Source organism: Pseudalkalibacillus sp. R45 (assembly GCF_052246725.1).
GTDB lineage: Bacteria > Bacillota > Bacilli > Bacillales > Fictibacillaceae > Pseudalkalibacillus.
On the sequence record NZ_JBQQCL010000019.1, the window covers coordinates 14,744 to 35,351 of the forward strand.

General features: G+C 42.9%; 15 protein-coding genes and 1 pseudogene. 11 read left to right on the forward strand and 5 right to left on the reverse strand.

The features are described from left to right. Nucleotides 1-8 precede the first annotated feature (8 nt). From ACTWQL_RS20920 to ACTWQL_RS20930, 3 genes and pseudogenes are all read left to right on the forward strand, one after another. On the forward strand, nt 9-1,556 hold the full coding sequence (locus ACTWQL_RS20920; protein WP_443144345.1) for a GNAT family N-acetyltransferase: 1,548 nt from the start codon (nt 9-11) through the stop codon (nt 1,554-1,556). Nucleotides 1,557-1,883: 327 nt separating this feature from the next. Next, nucleotides 1,884-3,617, forward strand: a complete 1,734-nt coding sequence (locus ACTWQL_RS20925) for a phospho-sugar mutase (RefSeq protein WP_443144346.1) — start codon at nt 1,884-1,886, stop codon at nt 3,615-3,617. A 381-nt stretch (nt 3,618-3,998) separates the two neighbouring features. Further along, nucleotides 3,999-4,324: pseudogene (locus ACTWQL_RS20930) on the forward strand (YnfA family protein). Here the strand turns inward: ACTWQL_RS20930 and ACTWQL_RS20935 are convergent. From ACTWQL_RS20935 to proC, 4 genes are all read right to left on the reverse strand, one after another. Next, nucleotides 4,317-4,898: a YitT family protein gene (locus ACTWQL_RS20935; protein WP_443144347.1), complete on the reverse strand. Its 582-nt coding sequence runs from the start codon at nt 4,896-4,898 to the stop codon at nt 4,317-4,319. The pseudogene ACTWQL_RS20930 and the gene ACTWQL_RS20935 overlap by 8 nt on opposite strands. A 259-nt stretch (nt 4,899-5,157) precedes the next feature. Next, complete coding sequence (locus ACTWQL_RS20940; protein WP_443144391.1) at nt 5,158-6,420, reverse strand: glutamate-5-semialdehyde dehydrogenase; 1,263 nt, start codon at nt 6,418-6,420, stop codon at nt 5,158-5,160. Nucleotides 6,421-6,545: 125 nt separating this feature from the next. Continuing rightward, nucleotides 6,546-7,670 carry a glutamate 5-kinase gene (gene proB / locus ACTWQL_RS20945; RefSeq protein WP_443144348.1) on the reverse strand — a complete coding sequence of 375 codons (1,125 nt, stop codon included), beginning with the start codon at nt 7,668-7,670 and terminating at the stop codon, nt 6,546-6,548. 241 nt (nt 7,671-7,911) lie between these two features. Then, nucleotides 7,912-8,754: a pyrroline-5-carboxylate reductase gene (gene proC / locus ACTWQL_RS20950; RefSeq protein ID WP_443144349.1), complete on the reverse strand. Its 843-nt coding sequence runs from the start codon at nt 8,752-8,754 to the stop codon at nt 7,912-7,914. Nucleotides 8,755-9,075: 321 nt separating this feature from the next. Between proC and ACTWQL_RS20955 the strand changes: the two genes are divergently transcribed. The 7 genes from ACTWQL_RS20955 to ACTWQL_RS20985 all read left to right on the forward strand — a co-directional run bounded on the left by ACTWQL_RS20955 (nt 9,076) and on the right by ACTWQL_RS20985 (nt 18,328). Further along, on the forward strand, nt 9,076-9,645 hold the full coding sequence (locus ACTWQL_RS20955) for a cysteine hydrolase family protein (protein ID WP_443144350.1): 570 nt from the start codon (nt 9,076-9,078) through the stop codon (nt 9,643-9,645). Nucleotides 9,646-9,722: 77 nt separating this feature from the next. Further along, nucleotides 9,723-11,132 (forward strand): SpoVR family protein, encoded by a 1,410-nt coding sequence (locus ACTWQL_RS20960; RefSeq protein WP_443144351.1) that lies wholly within the window; start codon nt 9,723-9,725, stop codon nt 11,130-11,132. Between the two features lie 158 nt (nt 11,133-11,290). Next, nucleotides 11,291-12,052, forward strand: a complete 762-nt coding sequence (locus tag ACTWQL_RS20965) for a DUF2087 domain-containing protein (protein WP_443144352.1) — start codon at nt 11,291-11,293, stop codon at nt 12,050-12,052. A 196-nt stretch (nt 12,053-12,248) separates the two neighbouring features. Beyond that, a complete protein-coding gene (locus tag ACTWQL_RS20970) occupies nt 12,249-12,395 on the forward strand; it encodes a hypothetical protein (RefSeq protein ID WP_443144353.1) in 147 nt (48 codons plus the stop codon). 592 nt (nt 12,396-12,987) lie between these two features. Beyond that, nucleotides 12,988-14,742: an ABC transporter ATP-binding protein gene (locus tag ACTWQL_RS20975; protein WP_443144354.1), complete on the forward strand. Its 1,755-nt coding sequence runs from the start codon at nt 12,988-12,990 to the stop codon at nt 14,740-14,742. A gap of 5 nt (nt 14,743-14,747) precedes the next feature. Beyond that, a complete protein-coding gene (locus ACTWQL_RS20980) occupies nt 14,748-16,769 on the forward strand; it encodes an ABC transporter ATP-binding protein (protein ID WP_443144355.1) in 2,022 nt (673 codons plus the stop codon). 281 nt (nt 16,770-17,050) lie between these two features. Beyond that, on the forward strand, nt 17,051-18,328 hold the full coding sequence (locus ACTWQL_RS20985) for an MFS transporter (RefSeq protein ID WP_443144356.1): 1,278 nt from the start codon (nt 17,051-17,053) through the stop codon (nt 18,326-18,328). Nucleotides 18,329-18,368: 40 nt separating this feature from the next. Here the strand turns inward: ACTWQL_RS20985 and ACTWQL_RS20990 are convergent, their stop codons facing one another. Then, complete coding sequence (locus tag ACTWQL_RS20990) at nt 18,369-19,292, reverse strand: zinc dependent phospholipase C family protein (RefSeq protein WP_443144357.1); 924 nt, start codon at nt 19,290-19,292, stop codon at nt 18,369-18,371. An 83-nt stretch (nt 19,293-19,375) separates the two neighbouring features. Between ACTWQL_RS20990 and ACTWQL_RS20995 the strand changes: the two genes are divergently transcribed. Next, complete coding sequence (locus tag ACTWQL_RS20995; protein WP_443144358.1) at nt 19,376-20,443, forward strand: SDR family oxidoreductase; 1,068 nt, start codon at nt 19,376-19,378, stop codon at nt 20,441-20,443. The last annotated feature ends 165 nt before the right edge of the window (nt 20,444-20,608 follow it).

A 20,608-nucleotide genomic window follows, 5' to 3' on the forward strand; every position in this document is an offset into this window, starting at 1 on the left:
GGTACGTCATGTCATCGGTTGATGAGTCGAAATACGAAAAGAAAATCATACTTCGGAATATTGAAGAAGGCGATATCGAACAAATCCTTGGATTACAAGAGATTTGTTTTCCCAACATGGACCCATGGAAAAGAGAGCATCTCGAGAGTCATCTCAACATCTTTCCTGAGGGACAGTTTTGCGTCGAATATGATGGTAAAGTGGTCGGTACGTGTTCGAGCCTGATTGTGAATTTCGATGAGTATGATGAAAAACATACGTGGGATGAGATTACGGATGAAGGATATATCACGAATCATGATCCTGAAGGGTACAACCTTTATGGCATCGAGGTTATGGTCCACCCTGAATTCCGGCGTATGAAAATTGGACGCAGGCTTTATGAAGCACGTAAAGAGCTGGCTGATAAACTGAATTTGAAGAGCATCATCATCGGCGGTCGGATTCCGTACTACCACAAGTATGCTGATAAAATGTCACCAAGGGAATATGTGAAAGAAGTCGTCAATCATAATATTTTCGATCCTGTTCTAACCTTTCAGTTGATGAATGGATTCACGCTGATGAGGGTCAACCCATCCTATTTGCCGGATGATGATGCATCAAACGCACATGCTACATTGATGGAATGGAATAATATCGATTACCGGGCAACTTCAAAACGCCATTTCAAAACGTCATTCCCTGTGCGGATTACGACGATCCAATATATGATGAAGCAGATCTATACGTTCGATGAATTTGCAAACCAGGTTGAATATTATACCGATGTCGCTTCGGATTACGGTTCGGATTTTGCCGTTTTCCCTGAAATCTTTACGACACAGCTGATGTCGTATTTGGATGAAAAAAGTCCGAGCCAGGCCGTGCGAAGATTGACGGAGTACACGGAAGATTATATTGAACTTTTTACTGAACTGGCTGTGCGCTACAACGTAAATATCATTGGCGGATCTCATTTTGTCGAAGAAGATGGCAAGATCTACAACATCGCGTACCTATTCCGCAGAGACGGAACCATTGAAAAACAGTACAAGCTGCATATCACACCAAATGAGCGGAAATGGTGGGGAGTCAGTCCCGGAGATAAGGTCAACGTCTTTGATACCGATTGTGGAAAAATCGCGATCTTGATCTGCTATGACATCGAGTTTCCAGAGCTTTCGAGATATGTGACGGATAAAGGAGCGCGGATCATCTTCACTCCGTTCTGTACAGATGATCGTCAAGGGTATCTGCGGGTCCGCTATTGTGCGCAAGCTCGCGCAATCGAAAATCAGGTGTATACCGTTTTATCTGGAACGGTCGGGAATCTGCCGCAAACAGAAAACATGGATATCCAATATGCGCAATCGGGGATCTTTACGCCATCTGACTTCACCTTCCCTCGAGATGGGATTGTCGGAGAATGTAATCCGAATATCGAAACAGTTGTGGTAGGTGATGTCGATCTAGAAATCTTACGGAGACATAGACGGTCAGGAAGTGTCATGCAACTGAGAGACCGCCGACGCGACTTATACGAAGTGATCATGAAAAAACAAGATGAACAATGATTCAATGGTGGAGGCTTGCTGAGGTGGGTTAATGCAGGGAAGTGATATAGAATCAAAAGACAGGCTTTCGACCTGTCTTTCTTTATTTTCCGGGGAATATTGACACATTCTCCCTGCGATATTTGCCGCAAACTGTTTTCGACAGCACATTAGGTCTCAGTATGGCAAGAACCCTTCTGAACCATCCTTGTTTGACGAATTTTATATAGGGTGGTGTAATTATCCTGTCAGAAATCTGGTGAATCTTCACCAGAGAAGTGGTTGAATTAGTGAAATTCTTATACAATGGTGATATACCTGTTTTATAAAAGAGTTTAGGAGGAAGTCATGAGCTGGAAAAAAGATTATGAACGCTGGAGCAATTTTCAACAACTTGATGAAGAATTACATGAGCAGCTTCTTTTAATGAAGGATTCTGATGAGAAGCTTGAAGATTGTTTTTATAAAACATTAGAGTTCGGAACTGGGGGCATGCGTGGGGAAATCGGTCCTGGAACGAACCGAATGAACAAATATACGATCAGGAAGGCCTCTGAAGGGCTGGCACGGTACATAGAATCATTTGGTGAGAACGCAAAGTTCAGAGGTGTCGTAATCGCCTATGATTCACGTCATAAATCACCAGAATTTGCAATGGAAGCAGCCAAAACTTTAGGTCGCCATGGCATACAGACGTATGTATTTGAAGATCTCCGTCCGACACCGGAGTTATCTTTTGCAGTCCGTTATTTGAACGCATTCTCAGGAATTGTTGTGACAGCAAGTCATAACCCACCAGAATACAACGGTTTTAAAGTGTATGGAGAAGATGGAGGTCAACTTCCTCCCGTAGCAGCGAATGACGTCATTAATTTCGTGAATGATGTGGAAAATGAATTGGACATTGAAGTTGTTGAAGAGAATGAATTGAAAAAGAACGGGCTGCTGAAGATTGTCGGTGAAGAAATCGATCGTCCTTATAATGAAAAGTTAATCGGAATTTCCGTTGATCCTGCATTGATCAAGGAACAGGAAGATTTAAAAATCGTTTTCACGCCCTTACATGGAACAGCGAACATTCCGGTCCGTCGAGGCCTGGAGTCTTTAGGATTCAAGAATGTCACGGTCGTCAGTGAGCAAGAGAAGCCAGACCCTGAGTTCTCAACGGTCAAATCTCCAAATCCCGAAGAGCACGCAGCATTTGAACTTGCCATCCAATATGGAGAGCGTGAAGGTGCAGACGTATTGATCGCTACAGACCCGGATGCAGATCGCGTCGGTGTCGCTGTAAAGGATGATCAAGGAAAGTATGTCGTGCTGACCGGAAACCAGACCGGTGCTTTGATACTCAATTATTTGCTGAAACAAAAGAAGAAGCAGGGTACATTACCTGAAAACGGTGTTGTATTGAAGACGGTCGTTACGTCTGAAATCGGTCGGACGATTGCCAAGAAATACGGCCTTGCTACTGTCGATACGTTGACAGGGTTCAAGTTCATCGGTGAAAAAATGGGTGAGTATGAGCGTTCGGGTGAATATGAATTCCTATTCGGATACGAAGAAAGCTACGGATATCTGATCGGCGATTTCGTCCGGGATAAAGATGCCGTACAAGCTTGCCTCATAGCAGCTGAAGTGGCCGCTTATTATAAATCCAAAGGGATGACCCTTTATGAAGGTTTGATAGAAGTATTCGAAGAGTATGGATACTATCAAGAAGGATTGGAATCGTTGACACTGAAAGGGAAGAAAGGTGCTGAACAAATTCAGGAGATCCTTTCGACTTTCCGTAAACAACCACCTTCAGAATTTGGCGGTATCCCGATTTCTGTCATTGAAGATTACCAAAACCGTGAAAGGTTATTAGTAAAATCTACTGAAACGGAAGAAATCGTTTTGCCTCCGTCCAATGTAATCAAATATACACTTGAGGACGGATCATGGGTATGTTTACGTCCGTCGGGGACAGAACCGAAAATCAAATTCTATTTTGGGGTTCAATCCTCTACTCTCGAAGCTAGCAAAGAACAGCTTGCCAACATCAAGAAGGACGTCATTGATAAAGTAAATCGAAACCTTTGAAAATAGAAAAGAGGCTTTCCCTTACGTGATCACTCCGTTCATGGAAACACGTGTAAGAGGGAAGCCTCTTTTATTGTGGGGTGTTTATCAAGTCTCTAGTTGCTTTGATTTTTCCAATTCCTTTGCACGATGAGCATTTCTTTTTCTTCATAAAAGAGAACAGGGAAGCCTTTTTGCCAGTGCCTTTGCATTTTGGACAAATAACGAAAATCGCCATGAGTTATCATCACCTAACCTGAAGATTGCGTGAATTCAGTTATTCAAGGTTAAACTTCTATTATCATTCTATGTAAGATACGGCGATGCTAAACATTGTCTAGGCAAAATCATGAGATTGGGATCTTCTCGCCTGCTTGATAAAGAACTAGAGAAGTAAAAATCATAATTCAAGCAATCTTATTATTTATCATTGCAGGACACACTGAAATTGGAGGGGGTTATTTATTTTGGCTCTTGTTACGTGAGGGCTCCCCTTATTAGTATGGAATAGTGGGGGCACTTGTTTTGATCATTTATGGAATCGTCCCCACCTTTCAAGCTTTCCCCACATTCGGTCGTGTGTTCGCCGCTTATTGTGGTGTGTTCATCGTTTTGGCTCTCTTATGGGGATGGTTGATTGATAAAAAGACACCTGATCACTATGATGTTATCGCATAGTCTGTCTTATCGGTGTTTCGATCATCATTTGGGCACAGCGAGTCAATTAGTAAGAGGAGGGGACCTTTTTGTCAGTGTAATGAATGTCGTCGTCACTCCGACTGCGATGATTGTTATCACGGAATAAAGGAAGGATTGTGTGCCGAGGATCAAACCTCCGCATACAATGACGATTGCATCGATCAGGAAAATGAGGATTCCGACATTCACTTTTGTCATCCGAGACAGCATTTGTGCAAGTAAATCCGTTCCTCCAGTGGTTGTTTCCTGTTGGAGCATAATTCCGATGCCTGTTCCGACCAAAAAACCGCCGATCAAAGCGCAAAGAAGAAGAGGGGGATGACTCCAATGCCGAATTGGCGCAAATGCATCAATGAAAAAAGAAGAGATCAGCATGCCGTGTAAACTATTATAAAAATAAGAACGATGGTAGAACCAGGCTAGTCCATAAAGAGGCAAACTTAAAAGGATGATGACAGGGCCGGGCTGGAACCCCCATGTATAGTTGGCTATCAAACTGATTCCGATGATGCCCCCATCGAGCAAATGGTGAGGGGCAAGAAGACCATTGATACCGACCCCGATAAACAAACTGCCTATGAAGATCGCAAACCATTTTTTCATCCTCAACCTCTCCCCGAAAAGAACCTTTACTAACAAGATATGTACAAGTTCTGGATGATATGAGGGGGGAGCGAAGTTGTCGAAGGGGGTATGCTTTTTGGGAAGTGAACAGAATAATTCTAGAAGTGAACAGAATATCTTAAAAAGTGCACAGAATATCAGGAAAGTGAACAAATTAACTTGAAAAGTGAACAGATTATCGCAGATTCCTAACACAATACAACAAAAGCTGCCCTCACAGGCAGCTTTTTTCAGTAGATTATCGGATTTGTCCAGTTCCGCTCATAACATATTTGACGGTGGTAAGAGCAGGGAGTCCCATTGGACCACGAGCATGGAGCTTTTGAGTTGAAATTCCGATTTCCGCTCCAAATCCAAGTGCTCCGCCATCTGTAAATCGTGTAGATGCGTTATGATAGACTGCTGCTGCATCTACTAGACCTAAGAAAGTTTTCGCAGCTTGATCATCTTCTGTTATGATCGCTTCAGAGTGTTTCGTGCCATACTCTTCAATATGGTCAACCGCTTCAGTCACATCATTCACGGTTTTTACAGCGATATCTGTTGAAAGATATTCGTTCGCCCAGTCTTCTTCACCAGCTGGAATAGCTCCAGGAAAGATAGCTTGAGCATAATCATCACCATGTGCTGTGATCGAGTTCTCTTCAAACGCCTTGATAAGTGCATCTTTATTTGTGTCCAACCATTCTTTATGAACAATGACAGTTTCTGCAGCATTACAAACTGCAGGGCGATCTGTCTTTGCGTTTACAAGGATGTTGATTGCTTTTTCTACATCAGCAGCTTTATCGATGTAGATGTGGCAGTTTCCGACTCCTGTCTCAAGTACAGGTACAGTTGCATTATTGACGACTGCTTGAATCAAGGAACCTCCTCCACGTGGGATCAACACGTCGATGTGTTCTTTCATCGTAAACAATTCTTGAGTCGCTGAGCGGTCTGTGCTAGCGATGAACTGTACTGCCTCTTTTGGAATTTTAGTCTGTTCTAAACCACGATGCATCACTTCGACAATCGCTTTGTTTGAAGAAAGGGCAGAAGATCCGCCTTTCAGAACGATTGCGTTACCTGATTTCAAAGCAAGACCAGTTGCATCGACTGTTACGTTCGGGCGTGCTTCGTAGATCATTCCGATGACGCCTAGCGGTACGCTCACTTGTTGTACATTCAATCCATTTTCAAGTGTCCAGTCTGATTTCACGACACCTGTCGGATCTTCAAGCTCTGATACCTCACGAAGACCTTGCGCAAATTCGAAAATTCGTTCTTTATTTAGGGATAAACGGTCCATGAACGCAGCGTCAAAGCCTTTTTCACGACCTTGAGCAAGATCTTCTTCGTTCGCTTTTAAAATCGTTTCGTATTCAACTTCGAGGATGTTTGCAACGGTATGCAGTGCCTGGTTCTTTTCCTCAGTCGTCAATAGAGATAATGTTTTTGCAGCTTTCTTAGCTGTAATCGCTTGTTCTTCAACACTTGGTTTTTCAATCGTAAGTGTAATGGGTATCAATTCCTTTCGAATGTTTTTTCATCAAATTGTTTCTTGTGCAATTTTCAATCCTATTCCGCAAGAGCGGGGAGGGGACCGAAGTTACAGCCGGCACCCCCGAAACAATAACAAACTAATTAAACACCTACAGGTACAGCAGCATCCAGGTGACAGACCATATCTTCACTTTCAACTGCAGCAACTGAATAGTCCTTCAGCTGATCTTCTTTTTTATTATCAATGACTTTTTTCAATTCTTTCGATGAATACTTCATGACACCTAGACCGATCTTTTCGCCATCGAGGTCCATGATGCGGACGACAGCGCCTTTATCAAAACGACCTTTGACGCTGTGCAAGTCAGTCGGTGCAAGGCTTGTGTTCCCCTCTTGAATGGAAACCTTCACTTCATCACCTATTGTGACTTCACCTTCAGGACCTGAATTAAAGGCAATCCATTGTTTCTTCTGGTTCAAGTTCTCGTTGTCTTCTTTCGGTTCGAAATACGTTCCTTTTGCTTCACGATTGACCGCATCGTAAATGATGTTGCTCGTGTTGGCTTTCCCTAAGAATGCAGGGATTCCTGATGCTAAAGAAATTTTGAAAGCGTCGATTTTCGACTTCATTCCGCCTGTACCGACTGCACTTCCAGGGTCCCCTGCTGCAGCTTCGATTTCAGGTGTGATTGCATGGACCTGATCGAGCAACTGAGCATTTTCATTTTTACGAGGATCATCATCAAATAGACCATCGATATCAGATAAAATAATGAGTTGATCTGCATCAACGAGTCCTGCTACTTTTGCAGACAATGTGTCGTTGTCTCCAAATTTCAAGAAGTCCATCGTGATCGTGTCGTTTTCGTTGACGATCGGGATGATTCCTCTTTCTAATAAGACAGTCAATGTGCTTCTTGCATTGTTGTATCGTGTTTCATATTTGAAATCGTCACGTGTAATCAAGATTTGAGAACCTACATATCCGTGTGAGATGAAAAGGTCAGAGTAGGTTTCAATTAAAAGTCCCTGGCCGATCGACGCTGCCGCTTGTTTTTCCGGCAATGACTCTGGACGGGAGATGAACCCGAGCTTACGATAGCCTGCAGCTACTGCTCCAGATGAAACGAGCAGGACCTCATGTCCGTCATCTTTCAATCGAACAACCTCATCTACTATTTTTTCTATTTTTCTACGGCTAAGCTCTCCATGTAAACTTGTTAGTGAACTACTTCCTATTTTGATTACAATTCGTTTTTTATCCATAACTGGTTACTCCATCACTCCTAAATATCTATCATTAAAATGTTTGTTTTAACTATCAATTTTGGCTGTTTTCGCAAACGTTGTTGCTCTTGAAAGTAGTTGATTTCCGCTTCAGGTGCTCGCTTTCCGCGGGCGTGCGGTGAGCCCGCAGGAGTCTCGCACCTTGCTCTCCAATCAACTTGAACAAGGGGGGGTTATTACCAAAATGACCCAAAAACAACAATCTTTAAGAAAAGAGCCTTTACTTTTGTTCTGCAAAAACTTTTTCGAGTTCTTCGCGTAGTTCTTTTGAACGGGATGCCGCTCCTTTTACTGCCTCCGCTATCGCTTTTCCTCCGCCATGTTCAGCTAATGCTTCCAATCCAGCTGCTGTCGTTCCGTTCGGGGAGGTGACGTTTTTTCTCAACTGAGTCGGTGTCTCTTCACGTTCTAGCATCATCTGAGCCGCACCTCTGATGGTTTGTGCTCCGATTTGTCTCGCCAACTCACGATCCAGACCACCTTCATAGCCTGCCTGCTCCATGTGTTCCATCAGGTTATAGAAGTAAGCCGGACCACTTCCTGCAATGCCAGTGAAGATATCCATTTGATCTTCTTCAATGATGTAAGCTTCTCCGATGCATCTCATCAATTCTTTTGTAAGTAAAACCTGATCCATAGATACATGCTTACCTGGGCTGATTGCCGTTGCTGATTCACCTAACATGCTGGAGGTGTTCGGCATTACCCGAATGACCTGCTGACGATCATTCAAGTTTTCTTCCATATAAGTAGTAGAAATTCCGGCTAATACTGAAATCAGCAATTGATCTGGTCGCAAGCGATCTTTTAAATCTGCTAAGACCGTCTCGATATCTTTCGGTTTCATCGCAAGAATAAATACATCTATCTTACTGAAATCCAATTGATCTTTCATTACAGCTTCAATTCCATATTTCGTTTTGATTGTATTTAAACGTTCTTGGTTACTACGGTTGGTTGCAATGATTTGTTCCGGTGCAAATTTTCCTGATTCGACGATTCCTGAAATCATTGCTTCAGCCATATTCCCAGCGCCTAAAAAGACAACGCGTTGTTTCAACAAAGTAACCACTCCTTTTCTGTCCGTTCAATTCAACGTTTTTTATCGTAACACTCACGGAAATTAATTCAACAGCTATAACCAAATAGGTTGCATATTGGCGAAAAAGTCCAGGTAAACGTTTACATCGACTTTTATATGATTCAAATCCGTTCTAAGGACAAATAATCTCGGCTGAGGATAGTATTTGGAAGCTGGAAATTCCACACACCCTTATTAGACTGTTTATTTAGAAAATTCCGTTTACTTTAAATCAGTAAAAAAGGTGTCCCATATAATAATGAAGAAATAAGAATAGAGAGTAATTCAGAGGAGGGTAATCGTATGGAGATAGAGCAAAATACACCACTGATTGTGATCGATGTCCAACAAGCATTCCAACATCCGAACTGGGGGAACCGCAATAATCCCGAAGCTGAAAAGAACATCGCAGCACTGATCGATGATTGGAGAATGAATTCCCGGCCGGTTTTCTTTGTGCAACATATTTCTGACAATCCTGAGTCACTGTTTTATGAGGAGGGAGAAGGGGTTGATTTTAAAGAAGATTGCAGGCCAGTGAACGGTGAGGTGATCATCCGGAAAACAGTGAACAGTGCTTTCATCGGAACAGACCTACAACAGCGGGTTACCGAACTTCACTGTAAAAATGTCGTCATAGTTGGATTGACAACCAATCATTGTGTGGAAACGACGACGAGAATGGCTGGAAATTTCGGGATGAATCCGATTCTCGTTGAGGATGCTTGCGCCACTTTCGACCGGAGAGGACCTGATGGAAAGATCTATCTTGCAGAAGATATCCACCAGATGACAATCGTAAATCTGAATGAGGAATTCGCTGAGATCATGGCGACTGCTCAACTATTGCAATCAGCCCAAATAGAAGGATGATGAATTCACTCTCCTGTTCATGAAAAAGGATTTCTGACATACATTGTCTTATAGAATCCTTTTTAGGAGGGACTGGCATGAGCATTGATGAACACAAGGAGTTAATAAACGCCATTCACGAAATTACAGAAATCGCCGAGGGATTCGGACTTGATTTTTATCAAATGCGTTATGAAATTTGTCCGTCTGATATCATCTATACATTTGGTGCTTACGGAATGCCGACTCGTTTTTCCCATTGGAGCTTCGGTAAGCAATTCCATAAAATGAAACTTCAATATGACCTTGGATTGAGTAAGATTTATGAACTTGTCATCAACTCTGACCCTTGTTATGCGTTTCTATTAGACAGTAATTCATTAATCCAGAACAAATTGATCATCGCGCATGTACTCGCACACTGTGATTTCTTCAAAAACAACATACGATTTACAAATACACGACGGGACATGGTCGAAAGCATGACTTCGACCGCAGAACGGATCGCCAACTATGAGCATCTCTATGGAAAAAAAGAAGTCGAAAGTTTCTTGGACGCCGTGTTGAGTATCCAGGAACATATTGATCCTTCTATCATGAGACCGAAGCTCAATTACAAGATGGATGAGGAAGAAGAGGAGCTGGAGAGGAAAGCGACTCCTTATGATGACCTGTGGGAAATGGATGAGGCTGAGAAAAGGGAAAAGAAGAAATTGAACAAGAAACGGAAAATCCCGCCTCATCCTGAAAAAGATATACTGATGTTCATTGAGGAATACGGCAGGGAGCTGGAGGATTGGCAAAGGGATATCCTCTCGATGATGCGGGAAGAGATGCTGTACTTCTGGCCGCAGCTAGAGACGAAAATCATGAACGAAGGGTGGGCATCTTTTTGGCATGCACGGATCCTACGTGAAATGGACTTGACGACTGATGAAGTGATCGAGTTTGCCAAGCTGAATGCTGGTGTCGTACAGCCGTCGAGGACATCGATCAATCCTTATTACCTCGGTTTGAAGATTTTTGAAGATATTGAAGAAACCTATAACAATCCTTCAGAAGAATTGCAGAAGCAGGGGGTCAAGAAGGGGGACGGAAGGGAAAAGATCTTCGAGGTCCGTGAAATCGAGTCGGACATTTCGTTCATCCGTAACTACTTGACGAAGGATCTCTGTGATCGTGAGGACTTGTATCTGTTCCAAAAGCAAGGAAAGGATTACAGAATTACGACGAAAATGTGGGAAGAAGTTCGCGAACAGCTCATCAACAGCCGGGTGAATGGAGGATTCCCATATATCACGGTCAATGACGGCGATCATTTGAAAAATGGAGAGCTCTACCTCGTTCATCATTTTGAAGACATGGAACTCGACTTGAAATACCTTGAAAAAGTACTGCCTTACATCCATTACCTATGGGGAAGATCCGTTCATCTTGAAACCAAAGTTGAAAACAAAGGAGTCGTCTTCACATACGATGGCAAATCCGTGCATAAGAAGAACTTATAGAATGATTGCTAAAACCGCCATAGTAGGCGGTTTTTTCATGGGCTTTCGCATATTGATGGAAATTTGGATTCACTTTCCATTTATGTGTTGAATATTAATAAACAATAATGTAAAATGTTTACTAAATAGAAAACGTTTATTAGGAGTGTTTACATTAAATGAATGATCGAGATCTTTTTTGGGATGCGGATATAGATGCACTGAAAAAAGGATTTATCTTCAACCAAACAACAGAGGAATTCACCTGCCTCATTTGTCGAAAAAGCTTCCAGAAAGGCTTGATCTTTCCTTGGACAGAAGGACTATACATGGAGGCAGAACGTGCTATTAAACAGCATATCATCGATGAACATGGATCGATGCTTGATTATTTGTTAAGCATGAACAAAAAGTACACGGGACTCACTGATGTACAACGAAAAATCTTGATGAGCTTCAAGAGCGGCCAATCAGATAAGGAGATCGCGAAACAACTTGATATAGGCAGTACATCGACGATCCGGACACATCGGTTCAAGCTGAAGGAAAAAGAAAAACAGGCAAAGGTCTTCCTGGCAATCATGGAAATGTTGAAAAATGCTGATCAGAAGGATGACCTTGTCCAAATTCATAAGGGGGCGACGCAAGTGGATGAACGCTATGCAATTACCACAAAGGAAAGGGAAAAAGTATTATCGACTTATTTTAAAAAAGGTCCAGATGGCCCGATTACTCATTTTCCAAGTAAGGAAAAGCGAAAGATCATTGTTTTGCAGCACATTATCCGGAAGTTCGATCCGGAGCGGATCTATAATGAAATGGAAGTGAATGAAGTGCTGAAGCCGGTCATTGATGACTATGTGACCGTCAGGCGGTATCTCATCGAATATGGATTCCTTGATCGGAACAAAGATTGCAGTGAATATTGGGTGAAAAAATAAGGCTGTATTCGCAAACTTTGTTGCTCTTGCACTTAAAGAAAGTATAAAATACTTTCTTCAGTATAAGGGCAACTAAGGCTCGACCTACAAAAGGCTTGGTCTCGCCAAGTTTTCTTTAAAAGTCGTTGATTTCCGCTCCAGGTGCTCGCTTTCCGCGGGGCGTGCGGTGAGTCCACTCGTGGCCTTGCGACATTGAATGGTCTCACCTGTCCCACTGATCCCGCAGGACAAGGAAAGCTTCGGTAGTGTTACATCGCACGAAGAAAATGTGATTTTCATTTTCGAGGAGTCTCGCACCTTACTCTCCAATCAACCTGCACAAGGTGGTTCTTTACAAAAATGACCCAAAAGCAACAATCTTTAAGAAAAGAGCTGAAAATAATAAGGCGGACCGGTGCGACACCGCAGTGATTTCCAAAAAATCATGAAATTGCAAAAAAATTTAAAAAATAGACAAAAGTCTATTGCCAAATGGAAACGGTTGGTATAAACTTTTAAAGTACTTAATAAAGATAAATCATAAAAAAGAAAAGGAGGTTAGCGTCATGCAACAATATATCGATATCATTCAGAAACAAGTAATTGTCGTAACATCTTCAGACAACTTCATAATGTGTGGCGTGAACCGATAAAGAACTTTTCTATCTTTAATAATAAAGTGTCTGATCAGCTTACGCCCAATTTTTCGGCGTGAGCTTTTATATTTCTGTTCCATTACCCAGGAAGAAGTATGTCGCGAACGTGCGGCATACTTCTTTTTTCTTTTTATGGGAAGAACAGTTTGGCTCTTACCAAACTTTCTTATATATTTGTTCAAATTTGAAGGGAGAAATGAAGATGCATGTAAAAATCAAAAACACATCAAGGCTGCTTGATCGGATTGAAGGCGGCTGACAACTAAACGGAGAGAACAAAGGCAAGAGAGGGGATAAAGCATGTTTTCAGTATTAATCAAACTAGGTTGGTTTTTTAAAAAACATTGGAAGCGTTATACGGTTGCGATCGTATTGCTTCAAATCGTCAACTTGATCGAGGTCGTACCTCCAAAACTGATTGGAATGGCGATCGATGAAATGACGATTGGGTCTTTGACAGGTGAACGATTATTCCAGTTCGTCGGTTTTTATCTTGCACTGATGGTTGTGAACTACATCCTTTGTTACATATGGATGTATCAGCTATTCGGAGGAGCATTTCTGGTCGAGCGTACGATGCGCTCAAGCTTCATGCGCCATTTATTGAAGATGACGCCGACCTTTTATGAAAAATATCGCACAGGTGATTTGATGGCAAGAGCTACAAACGATCTGAAAGCGATATCGATGACAGCGGGATTTGGAATATTAACATTAATTGATTCTACGTTTTTCTTGATCACGATCCTTTTCGTAATGGGCTTCATGATCAGTTGGAAGCTGACGCTCGCAGCCTTGCTGCCGCTTCCGATCATGGCCATTCTCATGAACCGTTACGGAAAGATGATGCATAAACGGTTTACGACAGCCCAGGATTCATTCGGAGAGTTGAATGACCAGGTGCTTGAATCCGTTTCAGGCGTTCGCGTCATCAGGGCTTATGTCCAAGAAAAAGCAGACCATAAACGTTTTGAGAATCTGGCGGATGACGTTTACAAAAAGAACGTTTCTGTCGCCCGGGTCGATTCACTATTCGAGCCGACGATCAAAGTGTTGGTCGGTGTGAGTTATTTGATTGGGTTAGGATACGGAGCTTACCTCGTATTCCATAAAACAATCACATTAGGAGAACTCGTTTCATTCAACGTTTATCTGGGGATGTTGATCTGGCCGATGTTTGCAATCGGGGAACTGATCAATATCATGCAGCGTGGTAACGCTTCCCTGGACCGGGTCAACAATACGCTCGATTATGAGCCGGATGTAAAAGATGGCGAAAAGATCTCAGCAATCTCTGAAGCTAGTGAAATCAAGTTCAAGAACGTCACCTTCCGTTACCCAAGTTCCCAGGTTGATAACTTGAAAGATGTGTCCTTCACATTGAAGCAGGGGCAAACACTTGGGATCGTGGGGAAAACGGGAAGCGGAAAGACGACTTTGATTAAGCAGCTTTTACGGGAATATCCATTAGGTGAAGGAGAGATCTCCATTTCCGGTGTTCCGATTGATGAGGTTCCGATTTCACAGATTCAGAGCTGGATGGGTTATGTACCACAGCAGCAAGTTCTCTTTTCCAGATCGGTAAAAGAGAACATCCAGTTTGGCGTTACAGAAACTTCTCAAAAACGCTTGAACGAAGTCGTCGAGCTATCCTCGTTAACCGGTGACATCGAAAACCTGCCGCAGGGTATGAAAACGCTTGTTGGTGAAAAAGGAGTCGCACTTTCCGGTGGCCAGAAACAGCGGATTTCGATTGCACGTGCATTGCTCGTCAATCCAGATATCCTTTTGTTGGATGACGCGATGTCAGCCGTTGACGGTAAAACAGAAGCGAAAATCATTGAAAGCATCCGGAATGAACGCTCAGGTAAGACGACGTTCATCACGACACATAGACTGTCTGCGGTGCAACACGCAGATTGGATCCTCGTCATGGATGAGGGGCGTGTCATTGAAGAAGGAACACATGAAGATTTATTGAAAAACGGAGGCTGGTACAAACAGCAGTATGAACGACAGCAATTAGAAGATGGCCTCTCAGAAGGTGTGGTGTAATAAAAATGAGCGTAGGAAAACGATTATTTCAATACGCATTAAGATATAAAAAGATGATCATCATAGCATTAGCGATGTTGACGATTGCTGTCAGTGCCGAACTGACAGGTCCGTTCATCGCAAAAAAGATGATTGATAATCACATCCTCGGCATTGAAAAGCCGTGGATACATGTGGAAAACGCTGGTGAGGACACCGTCGAATACAAAGGAAATCATTATATTCGCACTGAGTATTTTGATGGTGATGCTTCTCAATATGAAGAAGTGCGGATTCTCCAAGTCAAGCGGGACTACTTCTTTATCAATGAACCGATTGAGTTTGACGGAAACCGTTCCGTTGATGGCAGCTCGATCACCATTGAAAAAGGTGAAGAGAAAGCAGTATACGAAGCAGAAGAATTATCGACTGATCAACTTTTGGCGTTTTACCGGCCGGAAGTGAAGTGGCTCATCTATTTGAGTGCATTCTATATGGGCTTACTGGTCGTATCAGCTATATTCACGTATTGGCAAAAATATATCCTGCAGAAGTCCGCGAACCGGATCATCCAGAACATGCGGACAGATGTATTCGGACAGATCCAGCGGCTACCGGTCAATTATTTTGATAATTTACCAGCGGGTAAGGTCGTTTCAAGAATCACGAATGATACAGAAGCGATCCGTGAGTTGTATGTCACGGTTTTAGCTCAGTTTTTTACAGGGATCATCTATATCCTCGGAATTCTGACGGCATTGTTCTTCCTTGATGCACGATTGGCGATGATCTGCTCTGTCATCATCCCGATCATGTTTGTCTGGATCATCATGTACCGCAAATATGCGTCGAACTATAATCATCTCATCCGTCAGCGTTTGAGTGACTTGAATGCGATGATCAACGAATCGATCCAAGGGATGACGATCATACAAGCATTCCGTAGACAAAAGCAGACGACCGATGAATTCGAAAAGATCAATGAAGAATACTTCACTTATCGGAACAAGCTGCTGAATCTTGATGCATTAATGTCTCATAACCTGGTCAACCTGCTTCGTAACGTTGCGTTCGTTACATTGATCTGGTATTTCGGCGGAGCCTCCCTGACCGCGACAACTGCTGTGTCCGTTGGAGTTCTATATGCATTCGTCGATTATTTGAACCGCCTTTTCCAACCGATCACAGGAATCGTGACACAGCTTGCCAACCTGGAACAGGCACTTGTTTCAGGAGAGCGGGTCTTCCGACTACTTGATCGTGAAGGAGAAGACGTTTCAGATACGGAGATTTCCCGTTATAAAGGGAATGTTGTTTTTGACGATGTCACTTTCGCTTATAAAGAGGATGAAAATGTGTTGAAGAACATCTCCTTTGAAGCGGAACAAGGCCAGACCGTCGCTCTTGTCGGTCACACTGGCTCCGGAAAAAGTTCAATCATGAATCTCTTGTTCCGTTTTTACGATGTAGAACATGGGAAAATCATGATCGATGGCCAAGATATCCAAACGATGACAAGACAAGATCTTCGTAAGCATATGGGGATCGTATTACAGGATCCGTTCCTTTTTACAGGGACGATCGCATCCAATGTAAGCTTGGATGACCCGGCGATTACGAGAGAGACGGTAGAGAAAGCATTGCGTGATGTCGGGGCAGAGCCTTTCATCAAACAGCTTCCGAAAGGCTATGATGAACCCGTTATCGAAAAAGGAAGTACATTGTCAGCAGGTCAAAGACAGCTCATTTCCTTTGCGCGGGCGCTTGCGTATAACCCAGCGATTTTGATTTTGGATGAAGCAACGGCGAACATCGATACGGAAACTGAGGCAATCATCCAGGAAGCATTGGAAGTCCTGAAAAAAGGACGTACAACATTCATCATTGCTCACAGACTTTCTACGATTAAAAGCGCTGATCAGATCCTCGTACTTGATCGCGGCCGAATCGTCGAAAGAGGTTCACACGATGAACTGATGGAAGCGAAAGGCAAGTACTATCAAATGTATCAACTGCAGCAAGGGGCAAAAGAATCTCAAGCTGTTTGAAAAGAATAAACCAACGGAAGACCTCAGTATCAGTCAGATGCTGAGGTCTTTTTAGTTGTGGGGCAAGAGAGTTGGTGCTGTAAACCTGCCATAGTAGCCTCTGTTTGGGACAGGAAGAGGAGAAACCAGCGCAAACCTGTCCCAATAAAAAGCTAACAGGATAAACAAAAAAGGGGAACGAACTGTATGAAGCGAATTAAGTAAAGAGATTTCTCCAGACAAGAGTACATATATTCATAGTAAGGGGTTATTTGAAGAGGAAAGGACAAGGGGGGGTTAAGATGAAGAAAAAAGAGATTTATTCGTGGACAATGTATGATTGGGCGAACTCAGCTTTTGCCACGACCATCATGGCTGCGGTGCTGCCAATCTTCTATTATGATGTCGCTGCCAAAAATATCGACAAGACGACCGCGACAGCCTACTGGGGATATTCACAATCAATCGCGGTCTTGATTGTTGCATTATTGGCACCGATTTTAGGGGCAATTGCAGATCACTCGAATTCTAAAATGAAGTTTCTTCGATTTTTCGCTTATATGGGGATTCTTGCAAGTATTCTCCTCGCATTTGTAGGTGAAGGGGACTATATTCTGGCTTCAATCCTATTGATTGCCGGGACGATTGGGTTTTCTGGTGGCAACGTGTTTTATGATGGTTTTTTGCCGGAAATTGCTTCTAAGGATGAGATCGATCGGGTCTCTGCCCGTGGTTACGCTTTCGGTTATATTGGCGGAGGACTCCTTCTCCTCATCAACCTGATGATGATCATGAATCCATCCTGGTTTTTCATTCCGAATACGCTGCTCGCTACACAGATTTCCTTTGCCAGTGTGGGTGTTTGGTGGTTCATCTTTTCGATACCGATGTTCCGTAATATAAAAGAAGTGAAGCATGAACAGCCTCAGATAAAGGGAGCCTATGTCAAAATAGGTTTCAAACGGGTGTTGACGACCTTCAAGGAAATCAGACAGTTCAAGCAGCTGTTGTTATTCTTAGTCGCATTTTGGCTGTTCAACGACGGGATATCGACCATCATCAAAATGGCGACGATCTATGGTAGAGATATCGGTATCGGATCAAATGATCTAATCGCCGCCTTATTGATCACTCAGTTTGTCGGTATTCCTTTCGCTTTCCTTTTCGGGTACCTTGCGAAAAGACTACAAGCGAAGCGTGCGCTCTATATTGCGTTATGGACGTATGTGGTTATTGTTCTCTTAGGATATTTCATGGAGACTGCAGCACACTTCTATGCGCTTGCTGTCATGGTCGGTTTTGTACAAGGAGGCGCACAGGCGTTAAGCAGGTCGATCTTCGGAAGCATGGTACCGGAGAATCGTCATGCGGAATTCTACGGATTTTACGGTATATCCGCAAAGTTTTCTGCGATCTTCGGACCATTTGTTTTCGGAATCGTTGGGCAGCTTACAGGGTCAACACGACTGGGTATCGTGTCGCTGATCATCTTCTTCCTCGTAGGAATCTTCATCCTCTCACGTGTGGATATCGATAAAGGAAAAAAAGAAGCGGGTTATACATCAGATTTGACAATGTGAACAAAGGAATGGGCTGCCTCTTTTGGAGACAGCCCTGTCTTTATAGAATCGGTTCGTAATGTTTGTTTTCGAGGCGCAAGGATAAGTCCTTGCCGACGTCATAGCAGACATTGCCAAGCTTTTCTTTCAACTTTTCATATTGCTCCATGTTGTCATCATACCAATACCCTTTTAGCAAAGTCAGAATTTCTGTTCCTTCATCTACTGCGCTTTCAAACAATTCCATGAATGATTCTTCATGATGCTCATCGGATTGGGCAGGATGGTTCCATGGCGTTTTTGATTCATTCAAATAATCGACATCATCAACATTTTTTTGATAGGAGAAGGGATGGACCTTTTCTTTTAAAAGCTTGTTTTTCCAGCCTAGCGGGTCGTAGAGGACACGTAATGCTTTCTGCATATGTTGATAGGACTGTTGTACATATCCAGCTGGCATTTTTTCATGAAGTTCAGGGAAGGTGTCATTGATCTTTTCTTCAAGCATTTTTTCGATCGGCTCATGAAGCTTTTTTCCGATTGCCAGCTCTTTATACACTGGTGTGTTCCAGGTTTCGATGTTTTTGTGCTTTTTCATCATGAGTGTATCAATAATGATTTCAAGCTTTTGATGACGATTGCCTTTTGTACCGGATCGATAGTTTATGTATGGGTGTGTATTTCTGTCAAGGATATGGTGTGTAATGAAGCCTGTCGTAAATGCTGTCAATTTCTCGTCCTGAAGTTTTTCTTTCGTATGATCAATCAATTTCAAAAGGAAATCGCCGCAGTGTTCATGGTGGATCCGATCCCCGACTTCTGTGACAGGGGTTGCCTTCCAAGGCCAGAAATTATGATAGAAAAAAGGATCAGGTCCTTGTGTACCAAAGTTGAAGTATGGTTCTGTCTTTTCATTCAAATCGATGACTCCTGTACGCTTTAATACAACTTCCCCAAAGTATATGTGGGTCCAGACATTCGGCATGCGATCGCCACCTTTATTTTTATCAGTTCTATCTGAATTATATCGGATATCCAAATTTATGAAAACGGTTGGAGGGAATTAATGTGTCCAATGTTTACTTTTTTACAGGGTTCCCAGGATTTATTGCTACAAAGCTGATTGAGGAATTATCCATTCAAGATCCGGATGCTTCCTTTCTTCTGTTGGTTCATGAATCACAGTTGGAAAAAGCTAAGGTGAGGATCGACATGTTCGAAAATCAGGAAAGATATTCAATATTGACCGGAGATATCACTGATGAAGGATTGGGATTGGATCATTCTCTGAGCAGGGGAGACATCACGCATGTGTTTCATTTAGCTGCCATCTATGACCTGGCAGTTCCTGAATCGGTAGCTCAGCTTGTGAATGTTTCAGGAACGAGGAATGTGCTTGAGTGGCTTTCGACGCTGAGTAATTTGAAAAGATTCGTCTATTTCAGTACCGCATATGTGTCAGGGACCCGCACCGGTACGGTGTACGAGCATGAGCTCATCAAGGGCCAGGCTTTTAAAAATCATTACGAGTCGACGAAGTTTGAGGCAGAAGTACTTGTCCAAGAACGAATGGCGAAGATTCCAACCACCATTATCCGACCTGGTATTGTTGTGGGGGATTCGAAGACTGGAGAGACGGTCAAATTTGATGGACCTTATTTCATCATGCGATTCCTCGATAAATTTGCGAAATTCCCAATTCCATACATCGGAAGGGGCGATGTGCCTGTCTGCCTGGTACCAGTTGATTTTATCGTCAGAGCGGTCTCTTTCTTGACACACATTGAAGCTGGGGAAGGGAAAACCTATCATTTGACCGATCCACATCCTTTTCCTGCAAGGGAATTGTATCAGGAAATCGTTCAACAATTGCTTGGAAAGAAGCCTTCCTGGGTTATTCCGACTTCTCTAGTCAGTGGATTTCTCTCTATACCAGCTTTTCGAAGATGGGTCCAGGTGGAAAGGGAAACCATGGATTATTTCTTATGCGAAACCTATTACGATGCTTCGAATACGGTTACTGACCTTCAAGGCTCAGGTATCATTTGTCCGACCTTCGATCAATATGCTGAAACGATCATCCAGTATTATAAACAATCAAGAACCGACCCTGAAAAGGCGATATTGGTAAAATGAAGAAACGCTTGTTTTCAAGGCTAAGGAAATATACTCGCTTTCCACAGGCGATCCGCAAACCTTCTCACTAGTTCCTCGTTGCGGGGTCTCGCCAGGCTCGCTTTCCTCTGGATCAGTCATAATAATTATCACTTCGACTAATAAATAAACACCGACCCGCTCCTA

Excerpts from the sequence above, each read along its gene's own strand:
- ACTWQL_RS20920 (WP_443144345.1), top strand. The coding sequence starts at position 9 with ATGTCATCGGTTGATGAGTCGAAATACGAAAAGAAAATCATACTTCGG.
- ACTWQL_RS20925 (WP_443144346.1), top strand. The coding sequence starts at position 1,884 with ATGAGCTGGAAAAAAGATTATGAACGCTGGAGCAATTTTCAACAACTT.
- ACTWQL_RS20935 (WP_443144347.1), bottom strand. The coding sequence starts at position 4,898 with ATGAAAAAATGGTTTGCGATCTTCATAGGCAGTTTGTTTATCGGGGTC.
- proB (WP_443144348.1), bottom strand. The coding sequence starts at position 7,670 with ATGGATAAAAAACGAATTGTAATCAAAATAGGAAGTAGTTCACTAACA.
- ACTWQL_RS20955 (WP_443144350.1), top strand. The coding sequence starts at position 9,076 with ATGGAGATAGAGCAAAATACACCACTGATTGTGATCGATGTCCAACAA.
- ACTWQL_RS20960 (WP_443144351.1), top strand. The coding sequence starts at position 9,723 with ATGAGCATTGATGAACACAAGGAGTTAATAAACGCCATTCACGAAATT.
- ACTWQL_RS20965 (WP_443144352.1), top strand. The coding sequence starts at position 11,291 with ATGAATGATCGAGATCTTTTTTGGGATGCGGATATAGATGCACTGAAA.
- ACTWQL_RS20970 (WP_443144353.1), top strand. The coding sequence starts at position 12,249 with ATGGTCTCACCTGTCCCACTGATCCCGCAGGACAAGGAAAGCTTCGGT.
- ACTWQL_RS20975 (WP_443144354.1), top strand. The coding sequence starts at position 12,988 with ATGTTTTCAGTATTAATCAAACTAGGTTGGTTTTTTAAAAAACATTGG.
- ACTWQL_RS20980 (WP_443144355.1), top strand. The coding sequence starts at position 14,748 with ATGAGCGTAGGAAAACGATTATTTCAATACGCATTAAGATATAAAAAG.
- ACTWQL_RS20985 (WP_443144356.1), top strand. The coding sequence starts at position 17,051 with ATGAAGAAAAAAGAGATTTATTCGTGGACAATGTATGATTGGGCGAAC.
- ACTWQL_RS20990 (WP_443144357.1), bottom strand. The coding sequence starts at position 19,292 with ATGCCGAATGTCTGGACCCACATATACTTTGGGGAAGTTGTATTAAAG.